The following is a 16640-nucleotide window of genomic DNA, read 5'->3' as shown; positions in this document are numbered from 1 at the left end:
AGGGGAGATATGGGCATGAATACGAATTGTGTAATTCGTAATGTGAACGAGCATGTGGGCGAAACCGTAACAATCGGTGCCTGGATTAACAACAAACGTTCCAGCGGTAAAATTCAGTTTTTACAGTTGCGTGATGGAACCGGATATATCCAAGGGGTTGTTGTGAAAAGTGAAGTTAGTGAAGAGATCTGGAACAATGCCAAGAGCCTGACACAAGAAAGCTCTTTGTATGTTACAGGTATTATTCGTGAAGAACCTCGCAGTGCGTCCGGTTACGAGATGACTGTTACAGGGGTTGAGATCATTCACCTGACTGAAAACTATCCAATTACGCCTAAAGAGCATGGTGTTGATTTCTTGATGGACCATCGTCATCTGTGGCTTCGTTCCATGAAGCAACGTGCTGTTATGGTGATTCGTGCAGAGATTATTCGCGCTGTTCAGCAGTTCTTTGATGGTAACGGATTCACACAAGTTGATCCTCCGATTTTGACACCATCGTCTGCGGAAGGAACAACGAACCTGTTCCACATCAAATACTTTGATGAAGATGCTTATCTGACACAAAGTGGTCAATTGTATATGGAAGCCGCAGCTATGGCGCTGGGCAAAGTATATTCATTTGGTCCAACATTCCGCGCAGAAAAGTCCAAAACACGTCGTCACTTGATTGAGTTCTGGATGATTGAGCCGGAAATGGCATTTGTAGATCACGAGGAAAGTCTGCGCGTGCAAGAGAAATTTATCGCTCATGTCGTTCAGTCCGTAGTGAAAAACTGCCGTGCAGAACTGGAATCTATCGGTCGTGACGTATCCAAACTCGAAGGCATCGTAGCTCCATTCCCACGTATTACGTATGATGAAGCGATTGAATTCCTGCATGGACAAGGCTTCGATATTCCTTGGGGAGAAGATTTTGGTGCACCGCACGAAACAGCAATTGCTGAGAAGTACAATACACCCGTCTTTATCACGCATTACCCTGCAGGAATCAAGGCATTCTATATGAAACCAGATCCGAATCGTCCTGAAGTTGTTCTCTGTGCGGATATGATCGCACCAGAAGGCTACGGAGAGATTATTGGCGGTTCGCAGCGTATCGATGATCCGGAATTGATGCAACAACGTTTTGAGGAGCACAATCTATCAGATGAAGCTTACCAATGGTATCTGGATTTGCGTAAATACGGATCGGTTCCTCACTCCGGTTTCGGTCTGGGATTGGAGCGGACGGTAGCATGGATCTGTGGATTGGATCATGTACGTGAAACAATCGCATTCCCACGTATGCTCTATCGTCTGTACCCTTAATGCTTAACCGAGGAGCGTCTATGGAAGACACCACATCCAAAGCTTGGTTGGATGGAGCAGCTTATGGCATGACTTCGGGTACAGCCCATCTGCCGTATGCCTTGTTACGTTTTTATCACCAGCTTGGCCTATCAGATGCAGAAGTGCTTCTGCTGATTCAACTGCTAGGGTTCCGTCAGGCAGAGTTCAATGAGTTTCCCACGCTTGAAGAGCTTGCGGCGCGCATGGGACTTGCACCTGAAGGCATTGCTAGAATGTTGCAACGTCTGATGAGGGATGGGTATATTTCTATTGACGAGCACCGTGACGAAGAACGGGACATCCAGTACGAGCGATATGATTTACATGGATTATATGCCAAGCTTGCAGCGTGCACTGCTGAAGAAGTAGCCGCATTCCGTGCGGAGCAGCAGAGTAGCAATACAGCACGTCAAGATTCGAACAGTGTTCAAAAAGAAGAGGAAGAACGGAACATGTTCTCCATCTTTGAAAAAGAATTTGGACGTCCGCTCTCTCCAATGGAGTGCGAGACGATATCCAGCTGGTTGGATCAGGACCGTTATCAAGAGGAACTGATTCTAATGGCTCTGAAGGAAGCGGTTTTTGCAGGCAAAGTACATTTCCGGTATATCGATCGAATTCTGCTTGAGTGGAGTCGCAATCGTGTCAAGACCGTTCAAGACGCGAAGGCGTACACGCAGCGGTTTCGTAATGGTGGACGTTAATTCCAGCGTAGGCAGGGACAAGAAACAGGCCAGAAGTCATTCTGTGCCTGTTTTTTTTGGATTAAAGATTGGATGAGTGATCAGCAACATCAACCTTTCAGGCAATGATTTCATTTTGTTTTACAAAAATTTGATAGATCACGCAGGGGTTAACGCACAAGCTGTCGTCTATTGTATTGGAGAGGAGGGGAGAGTTATTGATGAAGCGCGCGTAATCGAACAAATCCGTCAAGGAGATACATCCCAGATGCGTACTCTGATTGATAAGTATAGCCAGCATGTATACCATGTGGCCTATTCCGTACTCAGGAACGATCAGGAAGCACAGGATGCAGCTCAGGAGGCGTTCATACAGATGTATAAGTCTCTCCCCGACTACCGTTCTGAAGGTTTCAAAACGTGGTTAACCCGAATTGCCTTTCACAAAGCGATTGATGCCAAACGCAAGCTGGGCAGACGAACTGCTGAGGATCTGGGTGGAGAAGAAAAAATAATCAATATACCCGGACGGGATGAAGACGTTCTTACCCGTCTCGTTCGTGAAGAGCGTCAGGATAAACTTCGCGAACGAATTAATCAGTTGCCTGCTCAGCATCGTGACATTATCACTGCGTATTATCTAAGCGAAAAAAATTATGAGCAGATTGCCAGTGATGCACAGGTGGCTGTGAAGACTGTGGAATCCCGCTTGTATCGTGCACGGCAGTGGATTCGAAAACATTGGAAGGAGGATGAATGGCGTGAGTAAACAGGAGAAGTATACCGCTGCGCAATGGACTAATTATATTGAAGGCCATATGAGTGAAACTCAAGCGAACCAAATGGAACAGCTTCTGATGGAAGATCCGGATGCGATGGACATCTATCTGGAAGCGCTTGGTATCCATGGAGAACTGCCTCCGCTACATGACCCAACAGGGTTTGCGGATTCAGTCATGCATCGGATTGAGGGCATTCAATCACCCAAGGTACAACGCAAATCCCGTGCTGGACGAAACCGGCGCTGGCTTGATCATAAAGTGTTCCATTACGCGGTAGCGGCCTGTTTGACATTGATCTTCCTCTCGTCTGGACTTTTTGACAAGGTAGCACCATATCACAAGTTCCAGGATGGCGACCACAGAGGGTCTTTTACCGAGAAATGGACGGAGGCAGCCACTTCATGGCTGGATAACTTCAAGCCTAAACCATAAATAGTTTCGCATTGCCTGAAAAGAAAGGATGACGACTGTGCACTCAGATCGTAACAAATTACTCGCATTTCTATTAAACCTGATACCCGGTCTTGGTTTTATGTATTGGGGTCGAGCCGCAAGAGCCGTAATCTATCCATTGCTATTCTTTGGAACAGCTGTTGGCTCATTCATGCTGGCCATGTTGGTAAGTGAGAGGGAATTGATGATTTTCGGGGCTTTGGGGGCCATATTCTTCTGGTGTGTCAGCATGCTGGATATGATTATCGTTCTGCTCCGTGCCCCTTCACTGCATGATGCTCATTACCAAGGTTATGGGGCACATTACGGTGGTCTCCATCAAGGCCCCGCTTACAAGGAAGCATACGCTGGTCAGGAAGGGCATCTCGGACAGATGGAGCAGGAGGAGCCACATCAACATCCAGGTGGTGAATATGGCCATCCTGAGGGACCCTATGGTCAACCCATGTACCGAAAAGGCAGTGAGGGTGAACGGTTCTTCACCATTTTGCTCTCATTTGTTCCGGGATTGGGACATCTTCATCTGGGATTGTTACATCGCGGATTGTCGTTTCTGATGGCGTTCTTTGGTTCATTTGCCATGATGGTCTTCGTGGCTTCGATCACCAATGAATCCGTATTTTTAATGTTCCTACTCATACTGCCCGTAATTTGGGTATATTGCATGTTTGATGCGGTGCAGCATGTCCACCGTAAGCAGGCTGGTGAGGTGTTGCAGGATCGGACATTATTCGAGGAATTGGAGATGGGCAGAGTAGCCGGACGACGTAGCAAAGTGCTTGCAACGCTGCTATCTGCTTTTCCAGGTGCGGGTCATCTCTATCTCGGATTGCAAAAAAGAGGCATGCAATTGATGTTCCTGTTCCTGGGCAGCATCTATGTTCTAGACCTGCTTCACTTATCGGTGTTTCTGTTCATGATTCCGTTGATCTGGTTCTACAGCTTCTTTGACGGGCTCCAGTGCTCCAGTCGTTATGGACGCGAACCATTGGTTGATCAACCAATCTTCAAGGACTGGGCCCGCCATCAGCGTCTGATTGGATTCGGGATTGCCGCGCTGGGTCTATATTACCTGACGATCCGTCTTGTCATTCCACAGCTGAATGAGCTCTTCCCTAATGCATTTATGACGTATGAGATACGTTCCTATTTAAACACTGTCATTGTATCCTTGCTGCTCATTTTTGGCGGCTTGAAGCTGCTGTTCGGCAAGCAGCGTGGAGCGGGTATCCAAAGTGCTGCTCATCGAAATGATGAGGGAGCAGACAGTCTCTTTTTATTCAAGGATCGGGATGATCGACTGTAGAGTGACCTAAAGATTATTTACACTGACACTACGATGACAGAGCAACCTTTCAATCGCTGTTATCCCATAACAGAAAAACACGCCAAGGGCTATGTATATCAGCCTTGGCGTGTTTTTGGTTTTGCAGCTTTGATTTCGAATAAATGATTGCTATTTCGTAGCGCCCTTCAGCAGAAGTTGACGGTACATCACTTCGAACAGGAACTCGAACGCTTCCAGATGACGTTTCGCTTCAAAAGCATCCTTACCCCACGCATATATGCCGTGGTTCCGAAGCAAGATCCCTGGTACGTTGGCATCAAGTACACCTGGCACCAATTCAGCGATAGATGGAATGTCCGCAAAGTTTGGCAGGACGGGTACACGAATCTCCGCATTTTCTTCCCAAATGTTGAAAGCCTTGATCAATTCGATTCCTTGAATCGGTACGTGTCCATCTGCTCCAAAGAATTCACTGATCAGGTTGTTAAACACAGTATGCACGTGGAATACAGCGCCACATCCCGTCAAACGATAGATTTCGCAGTGAATCAACGTTTCGGCACTTGGTTTCAACGCTGTTGTTTCAATTGCTTTGCCGTGCTTGTCCACAAAAAGGAAGTCTTCCGGTGTGCGAAGAGATTTGTCTTTGCCTGAGGCGGTAACCGCAAAATAAAATTGCTCCGGGTCAAAGTCTCCTACACGCATCGACAGATTGCCGCTTGTTCCGGGGAACCAGTTACGACTGGCGAACAACGCTTTAATATCAGCCAGTTCTTCAAGGACCTGACGTTTGTGTTCCAATGTAATTTTTTCAAAGCCCATCGTTTACAGCACTCCTTGTGTTTGCTTCTGTTTCATATCTTCGATGATATCGTAAAAGGTGACGAATGGCACATGGTCTACACCCAGCTCAATACATTTGTCCGTTAAAATGGAGCGAGAGTAGACGAGATCAGCAATCTTTGCACCCTCAAAATCTGTCAAACTGTCTCCAATGAGGATTCGATTGTATTGATCTTCCGGGAAGGTACGAATCACGGTTGTTTTACACATGCCGCAGCCGCTCTTACAAGGAGGCTGGCAGGGATGCTGCCATTCAATCCGAATGGTTTCGCCCGAGAAGTCAGCACCGTTGCAATAGACATGATCTTGAGGGATATGGAATGGTTCGAGTAATGGTTCGATAAAAAAGTCCATACCGCCACTGGTCACATTGAATTCGATCCCTTCGCTGCGAACGTAGTCAAGAAACTCGCTGAATCCTTCACGGATCCCCGCTTGTCCAAGCACAAATTCCACAATTTCATCTTTCTGCGATGCAGGCAATAGAGCGAACATGGCTCCAACACCTTCACGCAGCGAGATTTTCTGCTCAATCGTATCTTTCATAATCGCTTCAATGCCCTCAGGCTTGAAATGTTTCATGATCGCTACGATGTTGTCCGAGAGCGTAATTGTACCGTCAAAGTCACAGAAAATAACTGTTTTCTTATCACTTCTCATCGTTCGCCACCCCACAGGTCCAATGCGCTTTTCAGCTCTGGATGTTCGATTGCATATTCTGCCAATGGAATGGAACGCTGGGCTGCCTCAATGGCTTGCAGGAATGCACGTCCGCCTGCTTCAGTGCCCATCAGATGTCCATGAATACCGCCACCAGCATTAACGATGACATCTGTGCCAAAGTCGCGCAAAATGAGCGGTACAAGGCCTGGATGGATACCGGCTGAAGGCACTGGCATACTGGTTCGTACTGGCAGATCAGCTGTCAGTAATTGCTCCGTGATCGCCATATTTTCTTCTTTCGGCATCGTAACCGAACCATAAGGAGAAGGGAAGAGCACCAGATCGGCACCCGCAAGACGCATCAACTGGCCAAGTACAACCGAAGCCGACATGCCGTAATGTGGTGAAGGATACAGTGCACCTGCAAGAGCAGGGTGAGCCATAATTGGCACATTGATGTCAGGATCACTGCTGAGTTCATGCAGCACATCATATCCGTAAGACAATACGTTGAATAGCAGGGCATTGGCTCCTGCACCAATAGCACGTTCAGCTTGTTGCTTCAGACGAGATGTAGGTCCTGTAAGATTAGTTGCATATAGAAGTTTCTTGCCTGTCTCTTGGCGTGCCTGTTCGGCAGCTTTCATGCAGACCTCGACTCTTTTTTCGATAGGTGTCAATTTGTTCTCAAACAGAATCTCATCGTCCTTGATCAGATCAACGCCCCCAAGGGCTTGACGAATAAATTGTTCACGCAGTTCATCTGCATCCAGTCCGATAACTGACTTAAAGATACTCATTAACAGTGGACGATCATGTACACCAAGCAGATCACGAACACCATTCAGTCCAAACTTGGGTCCCGGGAATGCACTGAGGAAGCCATCCGAGAAACCAAGCTTTGTTAATTTGATCCGGCCATCCATTGAGATTTTGCCAAAGACCGTCACAAGCAGGGCGGGGATATCACGGCTGAAGTTAATATCAGGATATCCGATGGTAATATCGGCGTAACGCTCACCCGCAGCCATGCCTTCAGCTTCATGTACTTCTACGCTGATGACTTCACCCAGATGTTTCTGCATGGCTTCACGCTGGGCTTGCGGCAACTCCGTCCAGCTACCAACGGTCATGCCGATCGCGATAGACTGAGCCTTCTTGCGAAAGTCTGCATGATCATCATGCAGACGATATGTGGCTGTGCACATGTTATTCATTTTAAATCCCCTTCCAAAGCAGCTCCCATCTCCCGTGAGCGCTCTGCACAGCGGTTGACTGCTGCGATTACATTTTCAAAGAAATCTCCTTCGTCCAGCGTTTTCAGTGCTGCCTGAGTTGCCCCTCCCGGGGATGTCACATCACTACGAAGCTTCATCGGTTCCAAACCGGTTTGTTGTACCATTCGTGATGCACCAAGCACCGTCTGAACAGTGAGATCACGAGATTGCTGGCTGGATAAACCACCACGAATACCTGCGGCAATCATGGCCTCCATTAAATAGTATACATAAGCAGGGCCGCTTCCGGAAATCCCTGTGAGCACTTCAAGTTTATCTTCAGGCACGATGGTCACGATACCAACCGCTTCAAACATGGTCATCACCGTACTGCGCTGCTCATCCGTAATCTCCACAGAGAAGGCAAGCCCGGTTGCACCGAGTCCAATAGTACTGGATGTGTTCGGCATGGTTCTGGCGATCGGTTGTTTACGACCAAGCAAGGACTGCATCGTGCGGATTGATAATCCGGCGATGACAGACACGATCAGTTGATCAGGTGATAACAGCGGCCCAAGTTCGCGCAGCGCTGCGGCAGCATCTTTGGGTTTCATACAGAGTACAATGACCGGAGTGGAGGCAAGATGATCCAGAGATTGTGAAGCCGTTCCGGTATGTACTGCATAACGGGTGCTGAGCTCCTCCTGACGCTTCTGGTTGCTGCGGTTCAGCATCGTAATATCCTGAGGACGAACGACTAGGCGGGAGATCAGTCCGCGCACGATGGCTTCAGCCATCGCGCCTGCCCCGTGGAAAGTAATCTTCTGTTGTAGTAACGTCTGTTGCTCTTGACTCATATTTATCGTTCCTCCTATATAACTGGTGCTGGGATATTATTGACGAATCTGTCCATTGCCTGTAATCCGATATTTGGTTGACGTGAGTGCTGGCAGTCCCATCGGTCCACGTGCATGCAGTTTCTGGGTACTGATTCCGATTTCGGCTCCATAGCCAAATTCAAATCCGTCGGTGAAACGTGTGGACGCATTGTGATAGACGGCTGCTGCATCCACATCATGCATGAAGCGCTCAGCATGGGCTGTATCCCGGGTTACGATACACTCGGAATGTTTGGTTCCGTAATGTGCGATGTGCTGCATCGCTTCGTCCAGGTTCTCGACCACCCGGATATTTAAAATATAGTCGTTGTACTCGGTCGCATAGTCTTCCTCGGTTGCCTCAAGGGCAGAAGGAACAAGGCGGCGTACCGTGTCGCAGCCTTTCAAGACCACACTGGCCTCACGGAATTGCTCGGCAAGTGCAGGCAGATGCTCTTCCGCATATGCGGCATGCAGCAGCAACGTTTCCATGGAGTTACATACGGATGGACGTTGTGCCTTGGCATTGATGGCAATTTCGGCTGCCATAACTGGATCAGCTGATTCATCCACATAGGTATGGCAGATGCCCGCCCCAGTTTCGATGACAGGTACCGTTGCGTTGGCAACCACATTACGAATGAGGGAAGCCCCGCCGCGTGGAATGATGACGTCTAGCAGTCCGTTCAACTTGAGCATCTCGTCTACGGAAGCACGATCTGCATCTTCAACCAGTTGCAAAGCATCAGCAGGCATGTCTGTCGTTGTGAGTGCCTGATGCAGCACCTCCACAATTTTACGATTGGAGGACAGGGCAGAGGAGCCGCCGCGCAGAAGCACTGCATTACCTGTTTTGAGACATAATCCGGCTGCGTCTACAGTTACATTAGGACGAGCTTCGTAGATGATGCCAATCAGGCCAATCGGCACTCTTAATTTTTCAACATGTAATCCGTTTGGACGGGTGAATGTCTCTAACACTTCGCCGACTGGATCAGGCAGATCTGCAATCTGACGTAACCCTTCAGCAATGCCAGCAATCCGCTCCTTATTAAGTGCGAGTCGATCCAGCATGGATTCCGGCGTACCTTGTTCTCTGCCGCGTTCCAGATCTTCGGCGTTTGCCGTAATGATGGAATCCGTTTCCTTAATCAAAGCATCTGCCATGACACGCAGGGCCGTATTTTTCTGTTCTGTATTCAATCGGTTCAGCTGTGGAACCGTGGTTTGAGCTTTGCTGGCTTTTTCTCTGACTTCACTCATCGTAATTCCTCCTCTTATATATAAAGTTGAGTATTCCAACCACTATATAGCTTCTTGTTTATTTTAACGTAATCCATTCGTCTCTATGAATAACCTCAAGTCTGTGGAGGCTAGCGAGTTGTTTCATCACTTCGCCACTGGGAAGTCCGGCAATGAGTCGAAGCTGGTCATCATCATAATTGACAATACCGCGACCGAGCAAGGTTTCGTCCATGCCAATGACCTCTACGACGTCTCCGGCGTGGAACGTCCCCAGTACCCGCTTGACCCCTACAGGTAGAAGACTGTGGCCCCCATGGACGAGGGCCTCTTCAGCGCCATCATCCACAACGACGGTTCCCAGCGGAGTAGACATGAAGCCAAGCCACTGCTTTTTACGGGATAGCGAAGCGAGTCGTGTCTCAAAGTAAGTTCCTTTACCCGTGCCATCAACTGCCTTCTGCATATCTCCGGGTTCTTTCACACTTCCCACAAATACCGGTACGCCTCCACGTGTAGCAACCTTGGCTGCATCAACTTTGGATCGCATTCCGCCTGTGCCAACCGTTGAACCTGAACCACCGGCAAAAGCATAGATCTCCGCCGTGATTTCGGGGATACGGTCGTAACGCACGGCAGAAGGATCTTTGCGCGGATCTGCGGTGTACAGGCCGTTGGTATCGGTAAGAATGATCAGATGCTGTGCCTTCACCAGGTTTGCAACCAATGCGGACAACAGATCGTTATCACCAAACTTCAATTCGTCCACCGACACCGTATCATTCTCATTAAAAATCGGAATCACTCGCTGTTTGAGCAGTTCCTCCACAGTCATGCCTGCATTACCCATGCGTTTACGACTGTGAAAGTCTGTACGAGTTAACAAAATTTGCGCCGTAGTAACGCGGTGCGCTGCAAAAGCCTGTTGATATGCCTGCATCAATAATGCCTGCCCAACGGCCGCTGCGGCTTGTTTCTCATGTAGCAGTTTGGGGCGCTGAGGGTAACCGATCTCCCGGAATCCGGCCGCTACCGCTCCTGAGGTGACCAGAAGTACTTCATGGCCCTGATCAGCCAATGCTGCAATTTCTCCGGCAAAAAAAGTGATCGAACTGCGATCCAGACCGCCTTCTTCCGTTGTAAGCGAGCTGCTTCCAATCTTAACTACAATACGTGAAGTCATAGTTTCACTTCCTTAAACATGATTAATAAGTGCTTCTGGAGCAGGCTTTTGCGGGTACAAAAAAAACTCCCGCCCTTTAGTTAAAAAGGACGAAAGTTCGTTACTTCCGCGGTACCACCTTTATTGATGATTAGATCATCCGGCTTCATGCCCTGTAACAGAAGGCACTGTCCTGCACGTAACAGGCCGCTCAGGGGTAGGTTTCAGAGAAGAGCCGCGGTAAATTCTTTCAGCAGGGTGGAATTTACTCTCTGGGCGCGACTGATATTCTCTTACTGGTCCCGTCATCACGTTTCGTTCAATATTTCTTATAACATACCATGGAAACTTGGCATATGCAAAGGGGTTATGGTCCTGTAAATTACTTGAATAAATTCAGCTTGCCAATCCGCTCGACAGCTTCGCGTAATCGGTTTTCATCACTTAACAGTCCCGCGCGCACATAGCCTTCGCCATGCGAACCAAATCCAATACCTGGGGCTACGGCTACCTTGGCTTCTCGCAGTAACAAGTCTGCAAATGAAGCGGAGGTATAACCGGCAGGTACAGGTAACCAGCTGAAGAATGAACCCGCTGGTTTCGAAGCTTGCCAACCAATCGAGGAAAGAGAGTCATAAAATGCATTGCGACGCGATTCGTAACGTGAAACCAGCGAAGTAACACATTCCTGAGAGCCAGTAAGTGCTTCCGTTGCGGCAGCCTGAATCCCACCGAAGAGACTGACATAGATATGATCCTGAAGCAGATTGATTTTAGAGACAATCTCCGCATTGCCAAGCGCGAATCCAACACGCCATCCAGCCATATTGTACGTTTTGGATAACGTATAGAACTCAATGCCCACTTCTTTGGCACCAGGGGCTTGCAGGAAACTTACGGGACGATGTCCGTCAAATCCAATAGCACCGTAAGCAAAGTCGCTGGCTACTACGATTTGATTTTGAATGGCAAATTCAACCGTATCTTCGTAGAACGAAAGGGGTGCCGTTGCTGACGTTGGGTTGTTGGGATAGTTCAGGAACATCAGCTTGGCTTTCTCCCGATCTTCGGCTGTAATAGCTTCATAATCCGGCAGGAATGCATTGGACTCGAGCAAAGGCATAAATGACATGTTTGCTTTGGCGAGTGCAACACCAGACCAGTAATCCGGGTAGCCCGGATCTGGAACGAGAACGGTGTCGCCGGGGTTAAGCAGGATCTGAGGTAACTGAACCAATCCGGTTTTGCCTCCGAACAGAATGGCTACTTCAGTCTCGGGGTCCAGATCAACATTGTAATCTTCCTTATAACGTTTGGCGACAGCTTCCTTCAGGAAAGAGTGCCCTCTAAAAGGGGAGTATTTGTGGTAGAGGGGATTCTCAGCCGACTCTTGCAGTGTTTTCACAATATGAGGTGGTGTAGGTGTATCCGGGTTCCCCTGACCCAGATTAATCACGTCATGTCCACTTGCGATTTCACGATTTACATTTTGAACAAGGGTAGCAAAAAATTGCGTTGGCAGCTGTGTCATCACATCAGAAGTCGGTATCTTAAAAGCTGAACGAGCAGATGTATGGTCTGATTGGGTCATTATATTCATCACTCCGGTTATTAATAATGGCAAATAGTTCTCATTAATTTATCACGTCAATCCCGAGCTGTATAGAGGGAAATCCACTTGAATATACAGTACATAGGAGCAAAGAGCGGAGTATTGTACAAAATTGAAAGTACTCATTTAGTTTTGTCCATTGAGCTGAGAGAAGCCATGTTTTATGATAATATCCGATAATGATAATCAATATCATTAATTTCTTACACAACGCACATGATACAGGGGGAGAAATAGAAATGAAAAAGGGCATACGAAATACGGGAGTATTATTAACGATCACATGGTTATCCATTTTGCTGTTGGCTTGTGGAAATCAGGCTATAACACCTGCTGCTGGCGCAGAAGATTCCAAAGCAGCCACAGAAACGACAGAGACCCAAACTACAAAGGAAGAAACGAATGAGGGCGAGACCCGGATATTCAAAGACTGGACTGGCCATGAAGTTGAGATTCCTGTAAATCCGAAGCGAGTTATCTATCATGGAGAAGTTACAGGGGATCTGCTCGCGCTTGGTGTTGTTCCTGTCGGCATACTTCGTCAAGAGGGAACCGTATTTGATGATCAGGTTGCTCAGTCAGAAGATGTAGGATTTCCGATCAGTGTGGAAAAGGCGTTAGACCTGAATCCCGATCTAATCATTTTCTCGAACAGTGATGAAGCTCAATATGATCAGATCGCAAAGGTTGCACCCACAGTTACATTTGATTCGTTTGGTTTAATAGAAGATCGCATGCGTATCCTTGGCGATTTGTTGAATAAGAAGCAAGAAGCGGAGGACTGGATTACGGCTCATCAAAAAGCGACGGAAGAGATGTGGACGCAACTTCATGAGAACGGATTAAAAGAAGGGGAGACGGCTTCGGTATTCACCATGTATCCCGGGAATCGTTTGTTTGTCATGGCGGGTGCAGGATTGCCACAATTGTTATACGGAAAAGATGGGCTGAAGCCAACCGCGGAAATCCAGAAAGTATTGGATGAAGACATGGGATTTGTAGAGATTTCGACTGAAAAATTATCTGAATTTGCCGGTGATCGGATATTTATTTTGGATCCCGTGACCGACGATGCGAAACAATCCACTAAGGAATTGCTGGATAGTACAATCTGGAAGAACCTGCCTGCGGTGAAAGAAGGAAAAGTATATCGTTTTAATATCGTAAAAGCTTCTAGTGATGCCCTTTCCAGGGAGTGGCTGTTACAGGAGCTGCCAAAACAGATGATTCAATAATGGTGATGAGCCAATAAGGCACCAGTAACACCTTTGAGTAATGCAGTTATAAAAAAGTGAAAGGGGCCTTCAACATTTCGTTGAACGCTCTTTTTTGCTGAATAAACTCATATCTGGATTATTAACAATCGCTCGCTTATAATCAGACCATACAGAATGATTGATAATTATTCTCATTTTAGTAAAACGAGGTGAACCGACATGCAGGCTTTGGATGCCGATGGGGGAGCGTTGTTCTTTTCAGCATTCATGTTTCGGCTGGATCATCTGGTACGTCGAATTGAACCACCTGAACAGGTGATGCTGGAAGTTGCTTGCGAGAAACATGCCTTCCTGATCTGCGAAGAAGGGGATGGGCGTTTATATATAGGGCATGAGCAGTTTCCGTTTACTACGGGATGTGTTTATCCGCTTTCTCCGGGAGAGGGGTACCAGATTGAACATCGTAATAACTCGGAATTGAAATATATCATAATGGCTTTTGATGTTATTCATGTGTTGACGGGTGATCCCGAGCTCTTTACCCGCCCTGTATTTGAGCACAGAAACCAATTGAATGGTTATCCCTATGCTCCGTTAAGTGGGTTGCTGGAGCAGATGTATGTCATTCGGAATTATAAAACAGATGCCGAATACAGTCATCTGAATGCACAGTTCCAAAAATGGATGGAGATGATCATTACCCGGTACACTTCTCCAAAGACGGAACAGAGTATGGAAGCAAGGCTACACAGTACGATTCAATATGTGGACGATCATTATGCTGAAGAAATCACTGTCCAGAAACTGGCACGACTTGCGGAGATCAGACCTGTACAATATACGACCCTTTTCAGACAACTCACGGGTCACAAGCCGCTCGATTATGTGAATCATGTACGCATCAAACATGCCAAGGACTGGCTTCGCAAATCAGATGAACCACTTCGGGATATAGCGAGTCGCGTGGGGTTTAAGGATGAGTATTATTTCAGCAGGCGTTTTCGCCAAATGACGGGATTATCTCCTCGTCAATATGACAGATCGATTCAGCAGCAGACGTTAGTACAAGATTGGTTGGGTCATGATGTGAATATTCCAGTAAATCCGGAGCGAATTATGTATTACGGAGATTCCGCTGGGGATCTGCTAATGCTGGGTATTCAGTTGCTGGAAGATCGGACATATGACGCGGTCGCTCCGGTTAATGTGGAAGCCGCTGTTATCATGAAGCCGGATTTGATTATTTTTGATAGCAGCAATGAACAGCAGTATGAACAACTTCACCGGATTGCACCGACGCTTGCTTACAATTCACATGCCACGTTGGAAGAACGAATGCGCAGATTGGGCAGCTGGTTTGGCAGACAACCGCAGGCTGAACAATGGCTAACCTCCTATGCGGAGCGTGCTGAGCAGATGTGGGCGAAGATCCATACTATGATTGAAGAGGGGGAAACGGCATCCGTATTTACATACCATCGGGGTGCACGATTATTTGTTATGGGCAATATCGGTCTGGCGCCTATGTTATATCATCCAATGGGATTCAGTCCAGTTACCAAAGTGAAGGAAGCACTTGCGGCAGGCAGAGCCTATAAGGAAATTTCGGCTGAAGCGGTACGTCAGTACGCGGGAGATCATGTGTTTGTTATGCTGCCTGATGAAGTTGTGGCAAGACAGGCTACAGAGATGCTGATGAAAAGTCCCAGTTGGCGGGCCCTTCCGGCTGTGCAGAGTGGTCGGGTATACCCTGTGGAGGAGTCAATCTGGAATGTGGGTGATGCGCTCACGAGTGATCGATTGTTGACCCTGCTCCCTGAGTTGTTGTGTGAAAGTTCATAATAAAAACAGGCTTGCAGTCCTCAAGAGGATCAAGCTATGATAGCAGGTATTACGGTTCAGAGGAGTGCTTGTCATGACAGAAAAACAACAGGGAGAAATGCGTGTAGCCCTGATTCAGGGCGATATTCAACTCGGAGACCCTGAGGCCAATCATAAACATATGCAGACGTTGCTTGAGCGGGCGGTAGAACAATATCCGGATCTGGGGCTGGCTGTGTTACCTGAGATGTGGAATACCGGATACGCTTTGACTCAAATTCATGAACTCGCTGACCTGGATGGCCAGAAATCTCGGGAATGGCTGTCTGCTTTTGCTCAAAAACATCAAATTTCCATCGTTGGCGGTTCAATTGCCGAGAAACGGGATGGTCAAATATACAATACAATGTACGCTTATGATCGTGAAGGAAAACAGGTAACACGATACGATAAATTACATTTGTTTCGTCTAATGGATGAGGAGAAATATTTACAGCCAGGTGCAGAACCTGAAATTTTTGAATTGCAGAACGGTCTTACAGCGGGTGCTTCGATCTGTTATGACATCCGGTTTCCGGAACTTGCCCGCACCCTTGCTTTGAATGGTGCCAAGGCATTGATTGTACCCGCCGAATGGCCGAACCCTCGTTTGCACCACTGGCGTACGTTGCTTACCGCACGAGCGATTGAGAATCAGATGTATGTGATCGCCTGTAACCGTGTGGGTAAAGGGGGAGAGACTGAATTTTTCGGACATTCCCTCATCATTGATCCTTGGGGTGAGATTGTGGCTGAAGGTGGCGAAGGGGAAGAGATCGTGACCGGAATTATTCGTCCATCTCTGGTAGATGAGGTTCGCGGAAGGATTCCCGTATTTGAAGACCGTCGACCTGGCGTTTATTTTGGCGGAAAATAAAAACTGAAATTAAATTCTTCAGAAAAAGTGTTTATTCTTCCAGGACGCGGGTAATGATAAGTATCCCGTCACCAAGGAGGATGATCAATCAATGGACAACCATGTGAAAGATACGCTCAGGAGACTGGAACAGGATAATACAAGGGAAGATCACTTAAGGGCATTCTTAGAGAATGGAGCAGGAGGGCTATCACCCCCTGATTCAACTGTTCAGGACGAAGGCCGTGTAATGAATCAGCAAAACAGGCTGACAAGCGATCGTAATTTGCGTAAATAAACCGCCAAACATGAAGTTTTCTTATGTACGTTTCTACGTTAACATTATAAATTAGCATTGTAGCTAAACAACTTAACAAGCAACATTGTACTGTAACCAGTTACTGTGATTGCAAAGTAAGAACTCTATCCTGCGGATGCGGGAAACGAGTATATGACAAAGGGGCTGTCCCATAAGTCATAAAAATGGCTAGGGACAGACCTGTTTTCCAAATTGTAAAACAAAAAGAAGCCTTTCCTTGGTAAAATGGAAGT

Annotated in this window: 16 protein-coding genes; 9 read left to right on the top strand and 7 right to left on the bottom strand. The window is 47.4% G+C overall.

Features of this window, described 5'->3' with window-relative positions; translation table 11 throughout:
• The first annotated feature begins 15 nt into the window (after positions 1 to 15).
• The 5 genes from asnS to J2Z28_RS17310 all read left to right on the top strand — a co-directional run bounded on the left by asnS (position 16) and on the right by J2Z28_RS17310 (position 4556).
• Positions 16 to 1311, top strand: a complete 1296-nt coding sequence (gene asnS / locus J2Z28_RS17330) for an asparagine--tRNA ligase (protein WP_211083457.1) — start codon at positions 16 to 18, stop codon at positions 1309 to 1311.
• A 20-nt stretch (positions 1312 to 1331) separates the two neighbouring features.
• Positions 1332 to 2036 carry a DnaD domain-containing protein gene (locus J2Z28_RS17325; protein ID WP_211083456.1) on the top strand — a complete coding sequence of 235 codons (705 nt, stop codon included), beginning with the start codon at positions 1332 to 1334 and terminating at the stop codon, positions 2034 to 2036.
• A 247-nt stretch (positions 2037 to 2283) separates the two neighbouring features.
• A complete protein-coding gene (locus J2Z28_RS17320; protein WP_235200725.1) occupies positions 2284 to 2784 on the top strand; it encodes an RNA polymerase sigma factor in 501 nt (166 codons plus the stop codon).
• Positions 2777 to 3229, top strand: coding sequence for a hypothetical protein (locus tag J2Z28_RS17315; RefSeq protein ID WP_211083454.1), 453 nt, complete (start codon positions 2777 to 2779; stop codon positions 3227 to 3229). Before J2Z28_RS17320 ends, J2Z28_RS17315 begins: the two co-directional genes overlap by 8 nt.
• 28 nt (positions 3230 to 3257) lie before the next feature.
• Positions 3258 to 4556: a multi-tm2 domain protein gene (locus J2Z28_RS17310; RefSeq protein WP_211083453.1), complete on the top strand. Its 1299-nt coding sequence runs from the start codon at positions 3258 to 3260 to the stop codon at positions 4554 to 4556.
• Positions 4557 to 4706: 150 nt separating this feature from the next.
• Here J2Z28_RS17310 and J2Z28_RS17305 read toward each other — a convergent pair whose 3' ends face one another.
• The 7 genes from J2Z28_RS17305 to J2Z28_RS17275 form a co-directional block, all read right to left on the bottom strand.
• Positions 4707 to 5360 carry a methylthioribulose 1-phosphate dehydratase gene (locus tag J2Z28_RS17305; RefSeq protein WP_211083452.1) on the bottom strand — a complete coding sequence of 218 codons (654 nt, stop codon included), beginning with the start codon at positions 5358 to 5360 and terminating at the stop codon, positions 4707 to 4709.
• Between the two features lie 3 nt (positions 5361 to 5363).
• Positions 5364 to 6041 (bottom strand): 2-hydroxy-3-keto-5-methylthiopentenyl-1-phosphate phosphatase, encoded by a 678-nt coding sequence (locus tag J2Z28_RS17300; protein WP_211083451.1) that lies wholly within the window; start codon positions 6039 to 6041, stop codon positions 5364 to 5366.
• Positions 6038 to 7261 (bottom strand): 2,3-diketo-5-methylthiopentyl-1-phosphate enolase, encoded by a 1224-nt coding sequence (locus J2Z28_RS17295; protein ID WP_211083450.1) that lies wholly within the window; start codon positions 7259 to 7261, stop codon positions 6038 to 6040. Before J2Z28_RS17295 ends, J2Z28_RS17300 begins: the two co-directional genes overlap by 4 nt.
• The gene (gene proC, locus J2Z28_RS17290; RefSeq protein WP_211083449.1) at positions 7258 to 8118 is read right to left on the bottom strand and encodes a pyrroline-5-carboxylate reductase; all 861 of its coding nucleotides are present in this window, start codon (positions 8116 to 8118) and stop codon (positions 7258 to 7260) included. The genes J2Z28_RS17295 and proC overlap by 4 nt, the downstream gene beginning before the upstream one ends.
• Before the next feature lie 36 nt (positions 8119 to 8154).
• A complete protein-coding gene (locus J2Z28_RS17285) occupies positions 8155 to 9402 on the bottom strand; it encodes a glutamate-5-semialdehyde dehydrogenase (protein WP_211083448.1) in 1248 nt (415 codons plus the stop codon).
• 58 nt (positions 9403 to 9460) lie between these two features.
• Positions 9461 to 10564, bottom strand: a complete 1104-nt coding sequence (gene proB, locus J2Z28_RS17280; RefSeq protein WP_211083447.1) for a glutamate 5-kinase — start codon at positions 10562 to 10564, stop codon at positions 9461 to 9463.
• Between the two features lie 361 nt (positions 10565 to 10925).
• Positions 10926 to 12134: a pyridoxal phosphate-dependent aminotransferase gene (locus J2Z28_RS17275; protein ID WP_211083446.1), complete on the bottom strand. Its 1209-nt coding sequence runs from the start codon at positions 12132 to 12134 to the stop codon at positions 10926 to 10928.
• 260 nt (positions 12135 to 12394) lie between these two features.
• On the opposite strand from J2Z28_RS17275, the gene J2Z28_RS17270 reads away from it, so the two are divergent.
• The 4 genes from J2Z28_RS17270 (at position 12395) to J2Z28_RS17255 (ending at position 16386) form a co-directional block, all read left to right on the top strand.
• On the top strand, positions 12395 to 13390 hold the full coding sequence (locus J2Z28_RS17270; protein ID WP_211083445.1) for an ABC transporter substrate-binding protein: 996 nt from the start codon (positions 12395 to 12397) through the stop codon (positions 13388 to 13390).
• Between the two features lie 201 nt (positions 13391 to 13591).
• Positions 13592 to 15214 carry an AraC family transcriptional regulator gene (locus tag J2Z28_RS17265; RefSeq protein WP_211083444.1) on the top strand — a complete coding sequence of 541 codons (1623 nt, stop codon included), beginning with the start codon at positions 13592 to 13594 and terminating at the stop codon, positions 15212 to 15214.
• A gap of 73 nt (positions 15215 to 15287) precedes the next feature.
• Positions 15288 to 16109 (top strand): carbon-nitrogen family hydrolase, encoded by an 822-nt coding sequence (locus J2Z28_RS17260; RefSeq protein ID WP_036607584.1) that lies wholly within the window; start codon positions 15288 to 15290, stop codon positions 16107 to 16109.
• 91 nt (positions 16110 to 16200) lie between these two features.
• Positions 16201 to 16386 (top strand): hypothetical protein, encoded by a 186-nt coding sequence (locus tag J2Z28_RS17255; protein WP_017687767.1) that lies wholly within the window; start codon positions 16201 to 16203, stop codon positions 16384 to 16386.
• Positions 16387 to 16640 lie beyond the last annotated feature (254 nt).

Source organism: Paenibacillus xylanexedens, assembly GCF_017874615.1.
Classification (GTDB): domain Bacteria; phylum Bacillota; class Bacilli; order Paenibacillales; family Paenibacillaceae; genus Paenibacillus; species Paenibacillus xylanexedens.
Note: the sequence above shows the minus strand (reverse complement) of the source record. Positions and strands in the feature narration are given on the sequence as shown.

Excerpts from the sequence above, each read along its gene's own strand:
- asnS (WP_211083457.1), top strand. The coding sequence starts at position 16 with ATGAATACGAATTGTGTAATTCGTAATGTGAACGAGCATGTGGGCGAA.
- J2Z28_RS17325 (WP_211083456.1), top strand. The coding sequence starts at position 1,332 with ATGGAAGACACCACATCCAAAGCTTGGTTGGATGGAGCAGCTTATGGC.
- J2Z28_RS17320 (WP_235200725.1), top strand. The coding sequence starts at position 2,284 with ATGCGTACTCTGATTGATAAGTATAGCCAGCATGTATACCATGTGGCC.
- J2Z28_RS17310 (WP_211083453.1), top strand. The coding sequence starts at position 3,258 with ATGACGACTGTGCACTCAGATCGTAACAAATTACTCGCATTTCTATTA.
- J2Z28_RS17305 (WP_211083452.1), bottom strand. The coding sequence starts at position 5,360 with ATGGGCTTTGAAAAAATTACATTGGAACACAAACGTCAGGTCCTTGAA.
- J2Z28_RS17300 (WP_211083451.1), bottom strand. The coding sequence starts at position 6,041 with ATGAGAAGTGATAAGAAAACAGTTATTTTCTGTGACTTTGACGGTACA.
- J2Z28_RS17295 (WP_211083450.1), bottom strand. The coding sequence starts at position 7,261 with ATGAATAACATGTGCACAGCCACATATCGTCTGCATGATGATCATGCA.
- proC (WP_211083449.1), bottom strand. The coding sequence starts at position 8,118 with ATGAGTCAAGAGCAACAGACGTTACTACAACAGAAGATTACTTTCCAC.
- J2Z28_RS17285 (WP_211083448.1), bottom strand. The coding sequence starts at position 9,402 with ATGAGTGAAGTCAGAGAAAAAGCCAGCAAAGCTCAAACCACGGTTCCA.
- proB (WP_211083447.1), bottom strand. The coding sequence starts at position 10,564 with ATGACTTCACGTATTGTAGTTAAGATTGGAAGCAGCTCGCTTACAACG.
- J2Z28_RS17275 (WP_211083446.1), bottom strand. The coding sequence starts at position 12,134 with ATGACCCAATCAGACCATACATCTGCTCGTTCAGCTTTTAAGATACCG.
- J2Z28_RS17270 (WP_211083445.1), top strand. The coding sequence starts at position 12,395 with ATGAAAAAGGGCATACGAAATACGGGAGTATTATTAACGATCACATGG.
- J2Z28_RS17265 (WP_211083444.1), top strand. The coding sequence starts at position 13,592 with ATGCAGGCTTTGGATGCCGATGGGGGAGCGTTGTTCTTTTCAGCATTC.
- J2Z28_RS17260 (WP_036607584.1), top strand. The coding sequence starts at position 15,288 with ATGACAGAAAAACAACAGGGAGAAATGCGTGTAGCCCTGATTCAGGGC.
- J2Z28_RS17255 (WP_017687767.1), top strand. The coding sequence starts at position 16,201 with ATGGACAACCATGTGAAAGATACGCTCAGGAGACTGGAACAGGATAAT.